Here is a 13,864-nt window from a genome sequence, read left to right as displayed (position 1 = left end):
GCGGGGGGCGGGCCGACGGTTCGGCCCCGGCACGGTTCACGGTCGATTCTAGCCAGACAGGAAACCGGTGTCATTTTGCGTCGCACGATAGCGGGGGCTGGCCGGGCGGGGCGATGTAGATGGGGTGGGAAGGTGAAGTGTCACCACCAACGGTGGTGACTTTCCGGATTGAGGCCTTCGGCCTCAGTCCTCTGGCGGCTGGCAGGAATCGCGCACGATCAGGTGCGGCCGCACGCTGGCAATGGGCAACGATGCCTGGCCTTCGGGCTGGATCAGCATCGCCGCAGCGGTACGCCCGGTGTCGCGGGTATGCCTGCGTACCGAGGTCAGCGAAGGCCACAGGCGGGAGGCCAGCGGGCTGTCGTCATAGCCGACGATGGACAGCTGACGCGGAATGTTGATGCCGGCGCGCAGCGCCACCTTGTAGATGCCGGCGGCCATTTCGTCGTTGCCGGTGAAGATGGCGGTCGGGCGGCGCTTGCCCAGCAGCAGTTTCTCGGCAGCGGCCACGCCGGATTCGAAGGTGTAGCCCGCCTCGATGATGCGGTCCTTCGGCAGCTCGATACCGCGCTGTGACAACGCGTCGATGAAGCCGGCGGTACGTTCATGGGCGGAACGGTAGGCGCTGGGACCGGTCACCAGGGCAATGTCACGGTGGCCGAGCGAAAGCAGATAGTCGGCGGCTTCGGCTGCACCGTCACGGTCATGGGTGACCACCATCTGTGAGCTTTCATCCAGCGGCAGTGCAGCGACGCGGGTGAAGCGGCAGCCGATCTCATCGAGCATGTCCGCCAGCGCCTGGTCTTCCGAGGCGCGCGGCACCAGGATCACGCCGTGCAGCTTCTGTTGCTGCACGAAGCGGCGCACGCCCTCGATGTAACCGGGGCTTCGGCTGTCACAGGGGTGCACCACCAGCTCGAAGCTGGATCCGCGCAGTGCGTCCAGCGCACCGTACTGCATGTCCACGATGTACTGTGCGGTGGGGTTGTCGTAGACCATGCCGATCAGGAAGGAGCGGCGGAAGGCCAGTCCACGGGCCAGCGGATCGGGCATGTAGCCCACTTCACGCATCAACGCTTCCACCTTGTCGCGCGTGTCCTTGCGCACCAGCGGTGAGTTGTTGATGATTCTTGAAACCGTTTTCTTGGATACACCCGACAGTCGCGCGATGTCGTTGATGGTGGCTGCCTTGCCCTTCGCCAATGCCGGCGTAGCGGCATCGTTCTTGTTGCGCACTGACATGTTTTGAACCCGATAAGTCTGGGGATTCCGGCTCCGCGCTCAATCCAGCGCGCGGTAGCGGAAGTTGCGGAAGGTTACCGTACCGTCGCCAGCCGCATACAGCGCCGGCTTCAGCGCCAGGAACCTGCCCGCTACATTGTGATGGTAACCGGACACTTCCATCTGAACCGGATACTTCTGCCAAGTGTGCCCGTCGGTACTGGAGTGGAAGGTGACGATGTGGCGGTTGTTGGTGACCCGCAGCCACAGCCGGCCGCCACGCGCACCGGCCGCCAGTCGGGCAGGGCGCTCCTCGCCGTAGCGATGCATGATGAACGACTCGCCATTGCTGCCCACTCCCGCATACAGGCGGTCGCTGTAGAACAGCAGCGCGCCGCCCACGGCGCCGGGGGCGATCTCCATCTCCACGTCGAACTGGTAGGCCGGGTCGCCGGCGATGGTGGTCAGTGGCGAGGCGTCGCGCGGGCTGTTGCCCTTGCCCTGCAGGACCAGACCGTTGCCGCTGAAACCCAACCGCCGGTACTCATCCGGTGCCGGGTTGAAGAACGCCCACTGCGGGCCGAGCGTGCTGCCTCGGAAATCGTCCGACAGCGCCATGCCATGCGGGGCCAGTGCCTGTCCGGCCGGCTTGCGCAGCGGCTGGCCGAGATCGCCGCCGGTGGCCCGGAACCAGCCATCGCCGGTCCACTCGATCGGCTCCAGCAGGGCCTGCCGCCCCAGCGTCCAGAAGCCGTTCTCGTAACCGTGGTACATCATCCACCAGCGTCCATCGGTGCCTTCGATCACCGTCGCGTGGCCCCGAGACCACCAGGGTTCGGCCGCCGACCGCGTGCGCGTGATCGGATTGTTGGGGGCATTCACCCAGGGACCGTGGATCGAACGCGAGCGCGCGGTGATCACCATGTGCCCGGTCGGTGGGCCGGCAGTACCGCCCACCGCGGTGGTCATGTAGTACCAGCCATCGCGGAAGTGGATCTTCGGGCCCTCCTGCGCGTAGGCCTCCACGTCCCAGCTTTCCGGGTAGCGCCAGCCGTCATAGACATGCGTCGGCGTGCCGACCACGCTCAGGCCATCGTCGGCCAGCTGCACATAGTCGCCGCCGCTCAGGAACAGATAGCGCTTGCCGTCCTCGCCCACCGCATGACCGGGATCGATGTAGCCCCCCAGGCCGATATCGATCGGCGCGCTCCACGGGCCCTTGATGTCATCGGCCCAGACCACGAAGTTGCTGCGCCGGCCAGCGGTACGGGCCGGGAAGTAGATGAAGTAGCGCCCCTTGTGCTTGACGATGTCCGGCGCCCAGATCGCGCCGACGTTGCGGGTGATGGCATGGCCAAGCGGCTGCCAGTTCACCAGGTCGCGCGAATGCCAGATCGGCAGGCCGGGATAGGCATCGAACGAAGACAGCGTGAGGTAGTAGTCGTCGCCGTCCTTGAGCACCGACGGATCAGGGCGGTCACCGGCCAGTACCGGGTTCAGGAAGGTGCCATCGCCCCGGTCGGCCTGGCGCTGGTGTTCCAGCCCCCGCGCCCACGGCGTCGGCACCGGCGCGGCATCGGTGGCCGCCACCGGCAACGCCGGCATCAGCAGAGCGAGCAGGGTGGCGGCAGTGACGATACGCAGCGCGTGCATGGCGGCCTCCTCCGGTCTCAGCCGCGCAGCGCGGCTGGCAACCACAGTGACAGGGCGGGGAAGAAGGTGACCACCAGCAGCACGCCCAGCGCGGCGAACCAGAACGGCCAGATGGTGCGCATGCTCTGGCCCACGCTGATCTTGCCGATGGAGGTCCCGATGAACAGCACCGATCCCACCGGCGGTGTCACCAGGCCCAGACCGCCCGTCAGCACCAGCACCAGCCCAAAGTGGATCGGATCGATGCCGTAGGCCCTGGCCACCGGCAGGAAGATCGGCGTGCAGATCAGGATCATCGGCGCCAGGTCCATGAAGGTGCCCAGCAACAGCAGCATCACCACGATCATCAGCAGCACCATGAACTGGCTGTGCGCGAACGACTGCAGGAAATCCACGGCCGCAGCCGGTACCTGCAGGTAGGCCAGCAGCCAGCCGAAAACGGCGGCGGTGGCGATCACGAACAGGATCACGCCGGTACTGCGCGCAGCATGGATGACGGTGTCGAAGAACTCGCGCCAGCGCAGCTGCCGGTACAGCACGGTGGTGACCAGCAAGGCATAGACCACGGCGATGGCCGCGCTCTCCACGGCGGTGAAGATGCCGGCACGGATGCCGACGAAGATCAGCGCGACCAGGCCCAGGCCGGGCAGGGCGGAGACAATGCGCAGCGCCACGGCGCGCCAGCCGGGGAACACTTCCACGCCGTAGCCGCGACGTCGTGCCACCACATAGCCGGTGATCATCAATGCCAGCGTCATCAGCAGCGCCGGTACGATACCCGCAGCGAACAGATCGGCGATGGACAGGCCCCCTCCCGCCGCCGCCGAGAACAGGATCAGGTTGTGCGATGGCGGTACCAGCAGCGCCACCAGCGCAGCGGTGATGCTGACATTGACGGCGAAATCGCGGTCATAGCCGCGCTTGACCATCTGCGGAATCATCGTGCCACCGACCGCCGACACATCGGCGATGGCTGAGCCGGACACGCCACCGAAGAACAGCGAGGACAGGATCGAGACCTGGCCCAGGCCACCGCGCAGGCGTCCGACCAGTGACGAGGCCAGCGCGATCAGCCGCTCGGAGATGCCGCCGCGCATCATGATCTCGCCTGCAAAGATGAACAGTGGAATGGCGATGAGCGAGGCGGAGCCGGTGCCGGCCGAGATCTGTTGCACCAGCACGATGCTGGGAATGTCCAGGTAGAGCAGGGTGGCCAGCGCCGCGGCGGCCAGCGCGTAGGCCACCGGCACGCCCAGCAGAAGCAGCACGGCGAATACGGAGAACAGGATGGTGATGCCCATGGATCAACGATCTCCTTCAGCGTCGTCGCTGCCGGCGTCGCGGGCCTGCAGCGCTTTCCACGCACGGTTCAGCGCGAACAGCACCATCAGCGCACCACCCACGGCCAGCGGCAGGTAGTTGATGCTCTGCGGCAGGTTGGCGCCGGCGGTCTTGATGTCCAGCCCGTCCAGCAGCAGGTCGGCCGACCAGAAGGCGATGAACCCACCCAGCACGGCCACCACCACCTGCACCAGCACATCCACCGCGCGGCGCACGCCAGGGCCCATGTGAGCGTGCAGCAGGAAGAAGCCGAAGTGACGGTTGGTATGCACGCCGCAGGCGGCGCCCAGGCTCATCGCCGTGGCCAGCAGCAGCAGGGTGACCGGCTCGGTCCAGCTGGGCGAATCGTTGATGACGTAGCGCGCGAACACCTGCCAGCCCTGTACCACCACCAGCCCCAGAAGGGCAGCGACGGCACAGTAGATGGCGATGTCGGCGATGCGGTCCAGCAGTCGCTGTGCGGGCCCGGCGGTGGCCGGCAGGGTCTTGGTCATGGCAGATGTCCTCAGGCAGCGCGGATGCGGTCAACCAGCGCGGCGATGTCCGGCTGTTGCAGGTACTGCTTGAGCAGCGGCTGGGCGGCGGCCCGGAAGGCGGGCATGTCGACCTCATTGGCTTTCACGCCATAGGCCAGCACGGCGCGGCGTGCAGCGTCCTCCGACGCGTCCCAGTGCTCGCGCATCACCGTCACCGATGCGCGTGCGGTGTGCAGCAACAGCTGGCGATCATCCGCGCCCAATCGTTCGAAGCGGGCGCGCGACATCAGCAGCACGTCCGGTGCGTACGAATGGTCGCTCTGCGACCAGTAGTGCGCCGCCTCGAAGTGGCGGCTGGAGTGGAAGCTGCGCATGTTGTTCTCGGCACCATCGATCATGTGCGTTTCCATGCCCGAGAACGTGTCGCCCAGCGACATCGGCGTCGGATTGGCACCGAGCAGGCGCATCAGCTGGATGAAGATGTCCGAGGAGGCCACGCGCAGCTTCAGGCCATGCAGATCCTTCGGCGAAATGATCGGATGCTTGGTGTTGTAGAAGCAGCGTGCGCCGGAATCGTAGATCGCCAGTCCGACCAGGTCGCGGCTTTCAAAGCCGCGCAGCACCGTGTCTGCCACGCCGCTATCGAGCGCGGCGCGCTGGTGCGCGACCGACCTGAAGACATAGGGCAGGCAAAGCGCCTGGGTCAGGGGAAATGCATTGTTCAGTGCACCGGCATACACGCGGGTGATGTCGATGGCACCGAAGCGTGCCATGTCGATCGCTTCCGACTCGCGGCCCAGCTGCCCTGAATGATACTGGCGCAGGTGCAGCCGGCCGTTGGTCTCACGCTCCAGCGTTTCGCCGATCCACTTCACCGCAGTGACGGTCGGGTAGTCGGCCACGTGCACGTCGGTGGCGGTCAGCAGGGTGCTGCCGTCCACGCTGCCGCCCGGCCCGCGGCCGCAGGCGGCGAGCATCGGCGTAGCCAGTGCGGCAGCGCCACCGGCCAGGAAGTTACGTCGTGTGATCATCTGCGCCCTCCCGCGCGTGTTCACCAGGGCAGGCCAGCGGTCAACCCGCTGGCACGGCCCGGCAGGCAATGTCACCGAAGCCGGCAAAGCGCACCAGCGCCGTTTGTCCTGCCTCGATGTCGTGGATGCCGGTGGCATTGCCGGTTGCGATCAGATCGCCCTTGCGCAGCGGCCGGCCGCGCAGCGCCGAACGGGACAGTGCGAAGGCGTAGGCCGCACGCAGGCCACCGGGCAGGCGGGGCGCACCACCGGAACCGACCACCTCGCCGTCGATGAGGGTTTCCGCGCGCAGGTCGATCTCATCGCGGGCCGTCCAGCCGGCAATCTCCTGCCCCAGCACCAGCCCGTTGTTGTTGCCGAAGTCGGATACCACGACGCGCGGGCCCAGTTCGTTGATGGTGGCCAGCGGGCTGCTGGCCACTTCCACGCCGATGTAGAGGCGCGCGGGCAGGGCCTCAGCCTGCTCCGGAGACCAGTGCAGCTGACCGGCCGGCGCGTCTTCCAGCAGCTCCAGCACATACTCTGCCTCCACTGCACCGAAGCCGCCGACGAACACCGGGATGTCCGTTGTTCCACCGGTATCATTCCAGAGCTGACGTTTGAAGATCGGCCCCAGCAGGCGCTCATCCCCGGAACCATCGCGACGCTCGGCGGCGATGTATCCCACCTTCCAGCCGATCACCTGGTCGTCCCAGAGATCAATCGCCTGGTCCTGGACCAGGTAGGCATTCACCAGATCTGCCGGGATAGCGCCTGGAAACGCAGGCAGGGTGTTGCCTGCGCGGCGTGCGGCGGTGAAGGCGCGGGCGATCGCGGCTGCATCGTCCGGCGTCGGCGTCTGCCCCTGTGTGCCGTGTTCGTTGCTCAAGAACGGTCTCCCTCTGCGTTGTTGCACTGCCCATCGACAGCGTCTGCAGGAGGTGTATATGGTAAACCGGTGTCATCACGCAAGCCGCAGCGCATCACGCCCTCTTTCCCGGCGCGTGCGGCACGCTGCCCACCCCCGCTGGAGCCCGGTCCGACATGCGTTTGCCCACCCTTGTACTGTGCCTGTCCGTTCTGCTGGCCGCTGCGCCCGCACCTGCCGCCGAGGTCCCACTGCGCGACGGGCAGCGGCTGGGCAGGGAGGTCGCGGGCGAACGCCTGCCCCTATGGCCAGACGGCCGGGTGCCCGGCGAAAGCAACCCGGCACGGCCGGCGCGCGTGGTTGAACGCAGCCCCGACCCGGCCCATCCGGACCGGTTCGTGGATGGCATCGATGCGCCCTACCTGATGGTGCACACCCCTGTACATCCGAACGGCCATGCCGTGCTGGTCATTCCAGGCGGTGGTTACCAGCGGGTGGTGATCGACAAGGAAGGCAGTGCGCTGGTACCCGACTGGGTGCAGCGCGCCGGGTTTACCCTGTTCGTCCTTCGCTACCGTCTGCCGCAGCCGGGCAGGGACCGCCAGGCCGCGCTGGCCGATGCCCAGCGCGCGCTGCGGGTGGTGCGCGACCAGGCCGCGCGGCGCGGCCTGCGCACCGACGACGTAGCGGTCGTTGGCTTCTCCGCCGGCGGCCACGTGGCTGCGCGGCTGGCCACCGGTTTCGATGCTCCGGTCTATCCCGCAGGTGATGCGATCGATCGGTTGAGCGCGCGGCCGGCGCGGGCGGTGCTGGTCTATCCGGTCATCGACATGGGCGCGCATGCACACAGCGGTTCGCGCGGGCGCCTGCTGGGCGAGCATCCTGATGCCGCCCTGGCTGCGCAGTATTCCCTGCAGCAGCATCTCCGCCCGGACATGCCACCGACGATGCTGATACATGCCAATGACGATCGGGTGGTCAGCGTGCACAACAGCCAAGTGATGGCGCAGGCCCTGGCCGCCGCGGGTGTCGAGCACGAGCTGCATGTGTTCGCCCATGGTGGACATGGCTTCGGCATGCACCTGCAGCGCGGTTCGACGCTGGCGCTGTGGCCGGCCCTGGCACAGGCCTGGCTGGTGGCAGGGGCCGGTGCGGAGGACGGCCGGTGACGGGAGCGCCAAGCGATCTGCAGCGCCGCCGCTTTCTGCGCGACAGTGCGCGCTGGGCGTTGGCCACGGCCACTCTGGCAGCCCTGCCGGCAACGGCGGTGCCGGGCGCACGCGACGACCGCCTGCCGATCGTCCGGCTGCGCGGAGGGCGTGTGCGTGGCCAGCGTCAACAGGGCGTGCTGGTGTTCCGTGGCCTGCGCTACGGCGCCGATACGGGCGCCTATCGCTTCCAGCCACCACGCCGGGAAGCGGCCTGGAACGGGATCGCCGATGCGCTGGACTATGGCGCGGCCGCACCACAGGGCGGCACCGAAGGTCCGGGGAGCGAGGACTGCCTGTACCTCAACGTCTGGACGCCCGCGCTGGGCGATGGCGCCCGTCGCCCCGTGCTGGTCTACATCCACGGCGGTGGTTTCAACAATGGCGCCGGCAGCGACCCCCTCTACGACGGCAGCGCGCTCTGCCGTCGCGGCGACGTGGTGGTGGTCACCCTCAACCATCGCCTGAACGCCTTCGGCTATCTGTATCTGGGTGCGCTGGGTGATGCACGCTACGCCGCGTCGGGCAATGCCGGCCAGCTCGACCTGGTGCAGGCGCTGCAGTGGGTGCGCGAGCATGCGGCCACCTTCGGCGGTGATGCCGGCAACATCACCGTGTTCGGCCAGTCCGGCGGAGGGGCCAAGATCGCCACGCTGATGGCGATGCCGGCCGCACGCGGCCTGTTCCAGCGCGCCTGGACGATGAGCGGACAGCAGGTCACTGCAGCCGGCCCGCGTGCAGCGGCACAGCGCGCGGCGATCGCCATGCAGGCCGTGGGCGCGAACGACCTGGCGGCATTGCTGCGGTTGCCCGCCGCCGATCTGCTGGCGGCCACCCGTGCACGCGATCCCTCACGGGTGGAAAGCTCTTCGCTGTACTTCGGGCCGGTACTGGACGAGGTCTGCCTGCCGGTCCATCCGTTCTGGCCGCAGGCACCGCGGCAATCGGCCGGCATTCCGATGGTGATCGGCAATACCCGCGACGAGACCCGTGCGTTTCTCGGCAATGACCCGGCCAACTTCGCCTTGACGTGGGACACCTTGCCGGCGCAGCTGGAACGCCAGCAGTTCGTCGATCTGCTGCCGCAGACGGTGATCGCCGAGTACCGGCGCCTGTACCCGCACTACACGCCGTCGGAAGTGTTTTTCGCCGCCACCACCGCCGGGCGGTCCTGGCGCGGTGCGCTGGAGGAACTGGAGGCGCGTGCGCGCCAGCCCAGCGGCGCGGCCCCCACCTGGGCGTATCAGCTGGAGTGGGGATCGCCGGTGGAAGAAGGCCGGCTGCGCGCCTTTCATACCCTGGACATTCCGCTGGTGTTCGACAACGCCGGCCTGCCGGGGGCCCGCACCGGAGGCGGTGCAGATGCGCAAGCGCTGGCCGCGACGATGAGCGATGCGCTGATCGCGTTCGCGCGCACCGGCGACCCCAATCATCATGGAATGTCGCAATGGGCCCCTTACGGCCTGCCGCAGCGGCAAACCATGCTGTTCGACCGCCACAGCCGCGTGGTCGATGATCCACGTGCGGGCGAACGGGCGCTGTATGGAAAAGTACCGTTCGTGCAGCGCGGCACGCAGTGATGACACCGCGGTGCAAACATTCCGTTAACTCCTCTCGGCTAGAGTCGGGTCATGGGAGAGATGTCCTCGCCACTGTCGTTCACCGGACGGGAGCGCCTGGTCGCCGCGATCGATACCGCGGTGATGCTGCGCAGGCCCGAGGCGATCACCGGGGCGCTGCAGCAGGTCCTGCGTGAGGCCATCGTCGATCCTTCGATCCAGCTGCCACCCAGCGTGCGGCGCCCGGTCGAAGGACACTATGCCCGCCGCGAACTGCACCGCAGCCCGACCCTGGGCTACAGCGTCATCGCGATGTGCTGGGGCCCGGGCCAGGGCACGCCACTGCACGACCACGATGCGATGTGGTGTGTGGAGGGCGTCTGGCAGGGTGAACTGGTCGTCACCCCGTACGCACTGCTGGAGCAGGATGGCGAACGCCATCGCTTCGCCGCCCAGCCGACGCTGTACGGCCATCGCGGCAGCGCGGGCAGCCTGATCCCACCGCACGAGTACCACACGCTGTGCAACGCTAGCGATGCGGATGTGGCGGTATCGCTGCACGTGTACGAGGGCGTGATGGAACGCAGCGCCGTGTTCGAGCCGCTGGGTGAAGACTGGTACCAGCGGCGGGTGAAGCGCCTGGAAACCGAGGCGTCCTGACGGTACCCGCCGGGACACGCCCGGCGAAGCGATGGAATCACTGCGGCACGGCTGCCACGTTGTTCAACCGTGTCACTTCCTCGCCGCCATCGGCCAGCGCCACGCGCACGCGCAGCCCACTGCGGTCACCGGCCGGCAACGGCAGCAGGACCCGCACGGTCTTCGGCTGCAGGTCGGTCGGTGCCGCCATCGCGGGCACCTCGGTGCGTGCGATCTCGCGGCCACGCGCATCTTCCAGCACGGCCACGCCCACGCCACTGCCAACGTGGCCCAGGCTGTGCACGGTCACCTGCAACTGGCGGCCGTCCACATGCAGATCGCCACGGCCCACGCCCAGGTCCGCGCGTGTCTCCACCGCCGTGCCCGCAGACACACGCTCGAACTCGAACACCTCGGTGCGGCCCGGGCGGAACTGCATCGGCACCGAAGCACTGGTCTCCAGCTTCACGCTGCGTTCGACCGGCGTGCCGTCGATGCGGCCATCGCCGTTGGTATCCACGCCACTGCGGATGCGCCAGGTACCGCTGGCCACGTTCCAGCCGGTCATGTCAGCGGCAATGGTGCGCGCCCCCAGGTTGTAGCTGGTCACGGTGAAGCGCTCGCGCGAGGGCGCATGCACCAGCAGGGCGACCTGCTCGGCGGCACCATCGCGGTCGAAGCGCCAGCTGACGGTATGGCCGGGCCAACTCTGGTTGCGCTTCAGCGCGATACCGCCCAGGCGTGCGCGCTGCAGGAATTCGCTCGGTGCTTCCACCCGGTCGGACCACCAGTGTCCATCGGTGTTCATGTAGGCGCGTTGCACCTTGGCTTGGAGGCCCTCGGCATGCAGCGCATCGATGTACTTCATGTCACCACTGGCCTGCCACGCCATCAGGCTGGCGAAGCCGGTCCTGCCGGCATCGGCCTCGGCGGTCAGCTTCGGGTACCAGTCCTGCTGCCGGCCGAGCACGTCGACGTAGTTCTCGCCGAGGTTGGCCAGCGCACCCGGGCCACCGCGCGCTACCCGGTAATCCAGCGCCTGCAGGTACTTGGCATCGCCGGTCCAGCGCCACGCCGCCCAGAAGGTGTGCATCGTGTCGCCGCCGCCGGAGCCGTTGTTCAACTCGCCGCCGCGGGTGGCACCGGTGGCCCAGTTGATCTCGTTGGGCAGGGTGAAGCGCCCCTGGTCGTCCTTGCCTGCATGGGCCAGGTAGCCATCGGCCAGGCCGATCACCAGCCTGCGGCCAGTCGGGTCGGCGTTGTACTGGCCCAGCAGGAAGGCTGGGTGCAGCACCGGGAACGAGTACGGCTTCTGCCACTGCCAGTTGGGTTCGCGGTAGATCTTGTTGCCACCGAACCAGTTGCTGGAGAACAGCAGGTGGCCCTGCGGATTGCGCAGGATGATGCGCTCGTCGAAAGCCTTCACCGTTTCCATCAGCCGCTCCAGCGTCAACGGGTCGCCCCAGTTGAGGTAGAGCATGGCGCTGTTGGTGTTGATGCCTTCCTCATAGGAATGCAGTTCGTCGGTTTCGATGGTGCTCAGGCCATTGCTGAACATGCCATTGCGGTACACCGCATCGGACAGCGCGGTCAGCGAAGCATTCAGCCGCTCCGGCTGCACGCCCATCAGCGCCAGCCCCGGCCACTGCTGGGTCAGGTCGGAGTCATCGGAAATGCCGCCGCCGAAATCACCGTAGGCCACCTGCCGCTCATCGATCCACCAGTCAACGAACCGGCGCACCTGGGCCAGATCCTGCACCTGGTTGAACGCCCACGCCGGCACGCCCCTGGGTACCTCCGGCGCGGTGTAGGGCGGTCGACCCTGGCTGTTGTAGCTGATGTAGTTCCAGTACAGGCGACCGAGTTCGTGGTCCGGGTCCACGCGCAGCAGATCGCTCAGATCGGCGTAGACGCGTGCATAGAGGCGCTGCCGCTTGGAGGTGGTGTGTTCCTCCACCAGGAAGCCCCAGTTGTCGCGCACCTGGTTGAAGCGGTCGGCCACGTGTTCCTTCAAGGCTTCGGCACGCGGCTTGAACACCAGGCGGATCTGCGCGCCGTCCAGCGCGCCGGCATCGAAGCCCGGTGCGGCCGAGGCGATGCTCAACCACAGGCTGTCCGGGGTAAGGATGCGATCGCGCAGGTCCAGCCACAGCGTGCGCTGCTGCCCCGGCGGCACCGACACCGAGACATCGATCATGTCGCGTGCCGGCCAGATCGGATCCTTGATGCGGATGTTGAGCGGGATCAGCCCATCGTGGGTGGCCGGCAGGTCCAATGCAGGAAGGTCGATGGCCACGCCATCCAGGCCGTCATGCATGTTTTCCCAGCTGTAGGCCCAGCTGCGGATCAGCGGCTGGTCGGCCGGGGCGTCGCCCACGCCGGAAGGAATCAGTACATGCACGATCGGGCGAGGTTGCGCCGGCAGGCTGTCGGCGCTGCGCCGGCGCGAACCGGCGCCCTTGGGCAGGGCCATCACCGTGCTGCGCTCGGACACCGGGAAGCGGCCATCGATGTAGCGCCGCAGCGCTTCCAGGTTGGTGTAGTCGGGCAGCGCCTGGCTGTCGATCACGTAGGCCTGTGTCACCGTGCCTTCCGGTTCGGCGCCTTCGCTCACGTTGTAGGCCCAGACTTCCTGGATCGGCGTTTCCTGTTCCACGTTGCTGAAACGCAGCACGCCTCCCTGCTGCGCGGGGATGTCCTGCACGCTGCGCACCACGCCGCGCGGGCGCGTGGCCAGCACGTCGGTGGCATGTTCTGCGTCGGGCCCGTGGGCCAGCGTGCCGAAGGCCGCACCGCGGATCTCCACGCGGTTCACGGTCTCGCCCACCGGCAGGGTCAGGTCCAGGTACTGCCCGCTTTCCACGTAGGTGTTCCAGTCCGGCAGCTGGAAATAGTCGTTGCGGCCGGGCAGGCGCGAGCGGTTGTAGACGCCCGGCCAGGTGGTTTCGGCGATGCCATCGGTGGCCTTCCACATCCATGCCTTCATGTCGCGGGTGTCGGCGAATTCGATCTTGCGGATGCGCGTTCCGCCCGCCGCCAGCGCAGGCGGTGCCGCGCCGTCCCAGCCGAAGCGGTGGCGCCATGCGCGCTGGTCGGAGGCCGGCGCCACCGCGCTGGCCGCGACCTTGCCGGCGGCCAGGGCCTGCACCGCCGCCGCGTCCAGCATGCGGTCATACACGCGGATGTGCTGGAAATCACTGCCGCGCAGGAAGTTGTAGCGGCTCTGCACCTGGTACGGAGCCATCACCCGGCCCGCCAGGCCAAGCTGATCCAGCGCGGCATCGTAATCGCCGGTTGCCTGCGCGCGCGCCACTTCACGACCATCGACGAACAGGCGCACGCCCTGGTCTTCGTCCCAGGCGAAGGCCAGGTGCAGCCACTGGTCCGGCCCCGGCGGCGTGTCCATGCGGAAGGACACGCGGGTGCGTGCGAGGTTGGCATCGGTGACGAAAGCATCGAAACCGCGTCCGTTCCAGTCGATGCGCAGCCAGGCCATGTCCCAGCTGCTGTGGTCGGCGTAACCGACGCGGAAGATCACGAACGGAGCCTCGCCCACCGCATAGCGCGAGCGCCAGTCGAAGGCGAGAGTGCCGCGCTGGGCGAGGATGTTGCCCGGCGCGTCCCAGGCCAGCACGCCATCGTCTTCCCACTGGATCGCCTTGCCACGTACACCGTCGTCGACCACCGCCACCTTGTCGCGGAAGTTCGGTACGGCCTCGCCCTGTGCTGTCGCAGCCTGCAGGCCGTGGTTGGCATCGACGTGGAAGAGCAGGGTGGGAGCAAGCAGGTTGGCGGCATCGGCGGCGGCCGTCGCGGGGCCAGCAGCCAGCGCCACTGCCAACAGCAGGCAGCGAAACACAGTCGTGCGGTGCGGCATGGAGATGTTTCC

Annotated in this window: 10 protein-coding genes; 3 read left to right on the top strand and 7 right to left on the bottom strand. The window is 67.7% G+C overall.

The annotated features are described in order from the left end of the window. Window positions 1-183 precede the first annotated feature (183 nt). The 6 genes from AC5P7U_RS06165 to AC5P7U_RS06140 form a co-directional block, all read right to left on the bottom strand. Window positions 184-1,242: a LacI family DNA-binding transcriptional regulator gene (locus tag AC5P7U_RS06165; RefSeq protein ID WP_004153364.1), complete on the bottom strand. Its 1,059-nt coding sequence runs from the start codon at window positions 1,240-1,242 to the stop codon at window positions 184-186. 39 nt (window positions 1,243-1,281) lie between these two features. Beyond that, complete coding sequence (locus tag AC5P7U_RS06160; RefSeq protein WP_193391334.1) at window positions 1,282-2,826, bottom strand: family 43 glycosylhydrolase; 1,545 nt, start codon at window positions 2,824-2,826, stop codon at window positions 1,282-1,284. A 65-nt stretch (window positions 2,827-2,891) separates the two neighbouring features. Then, a complete protein-coding gene (locus AC5P7U_RS06155) occupies window positions 2,892-4,175 on the bottom strand; it encodes a TRAP transporter large permease (protein WP_053508035.1) in 1,284 nt (427 codons plus the stop codon). Between the two features lie 3 nt (window positions 4,176-4,178). Then, on the bottom strand, window positions 4,179-4,709 hold the full coding sequence (locus tag AC5P7U_RS06150; protein WP_053508038.1) for a TRAP transporter small permease: 531 nt from the start codon (window positions 4,707-4,709) through the stop codon (window positions 4,179-4,181). 11 nt (window positions 4,710-4,720) lie between these two features. After that, window positions 4,721-5,722 (bottom strand): TRAP transporter substrate-binding protein, encoded by a 1,002-nt coding sequence (locus AC5P7U_RS06145; RefSeq protein ID WP_004153359.1) that lies wholly within the window; start codon window positions 5,720-5,722, stop codon window positions 4,721-4,723. Window positions 5,723-5,762: 40 nt separating this feature from the next. Then, entirely contained in the window at window positions 5,763-6,590 is an 828-nt protein-coding gene (locus AC5P7U_RS06140; protein WP_004153358.1) for a 2-keto-4-pentenoate hydratase, read from the bottom strand. 155 nt (window positions 6,591-6,745) lie between these two features. Between AC5P7U_RS06140 and AC5P7U_RS06135 the strand changes: the two genes are divergently transcribed. From AC5P7U_RS06135 to AC5P7U_RS06125, 3 genes are read left to right on the top strand one after another with little or no spacing between them, the layout of a single operon-like run. Next, the gene (locus AC5P7U_RS06135; protein WP_495220877.1) at window positions 6,746-7,738 is read left to right on the top strand and encodes an alpha/beta hydrolase; all 993 of its coding nucleotides are present in this window, start codon (window positions 6,746-6,748) and stop codon (window positions 7,736-7,738) included. After that, the gene (locus AC5P7U_RS06130; protein ID WP_481458474.1) at window positions 7,735-9,357 is read left to right on the top strand and encodes a carboxylesterase/lipase family protein; all 1,623 of its coding nucleotides are present in this window, start codon (window positions 7,735-7,737) and stop codon (window positions 9,355-9,357) included. Before AC5P7U_RS06135 ends, AC5P7U_RS06130 begins: the two co-directional genes overlap by 4 nt. 51 nt (window positions 9,358-9,408) lie before the next feature. Beyond that, entirely contained in the window at window positions 9,409-9,996 is a 588-nt protein-coding gene (locus AC5P7U_RS06125) for a cysteine dioxygenase family protein (RefSeq protein WP_197564508.1), read from the top strand. 37 nt (window positions 9,997-10,033) lie between these two features. On the opposite strand, the gene AC5P7U_RS06120 is transcribed toward AC5P7U_RS06125, so the two are convergent. Further along, window positions 10,034-13,852, bottom strand: a complete 3,819-nt coding sequence (locus tag AC5P7U_RS06120) for a LamG-like jellyroll fold domain-containing protein (RefSeq protein WP_495220875.1) — start codon at window positions 13,850-13,852, stop codon at window positions 10,034-10,036. Window positions 13,853-13,864: the final 12 nt, after the last annotated feature.

The sequence above is a fragment of the Stenotrophomonas sp. YJH_SMC_57 genome, from assembly GCF_059369755.1.
Note: the sequence above shows the minus strand (reverse complement) of the source record. Positions and strands in the feature narration are given on the sequence as shown.

What these genes read in the sequence shown, in the direction of transcription:
- AC5P7U_RS06165 (WP_004153364.1), bottom strand. Translation starts at nt 1,242, where the DNA reads ATGTCAGTGCGCAACAAGAACGATGCCGCTACGCCGGCATTGGCGAAG.
- AC5P7U_RS06160 (WP_193391334.1), bottom strand. Translation starts at nt 2,826, where the DNA reads ATGCCGGCGTTGCCGGTGGCGGCCACCGATGCCGCGCCGGTGCCGACG.
- AC5P7U_RS06155 (WP_053508035.1), bottom strand. Translation starts at nt 4,175, where the DNA reads ATGGGCATCACCATCCTGTTCTCCGTATTCGCCGTGCTGCTTCTGCTG.
- AC5P7U_RS06150 (WP_053508038.1), bottom strand. Translation starts at nt 4,709, where the DNA reads ATGACCAAGACCCTGCCGGCCACCGCCGGGCCCGCACAGCGACTGCTG.
- AC5P7U_RS06145 (WP_004153359.1), bottom strand. Translation starts at nt 5,722, where the DNA reads ATGATCACACGACGTAACTTCCTGGCCGGTGGCGCTGCCGCACTGGCT.
- AC5P7U_RS06135 (WP_495220877.1), top strand. Translation starts at nt 6,746, where the DNA reads ATGCGTTTGCCCACCCTTGTACTGTGCCTGTCCGTTCTGCTGGCCGCT.
- AC5P7U_RS06125 (WP_197564508.1), top strand. Translation starts at nt 9,409, where the DNA reads ATGGGAGAGATGTCCTCGCCACTGTCGTTCACCGGACGGGAGCGCCTG.
- AC5P7U_RS06120 (WP_495220875.1), bottom strand. Translation starts at nt 13,852, where the DNA reads ATGCCGCACCGCACGACTGTGTTTCGCTGCCTGCTGTTGGCAGTGGCG.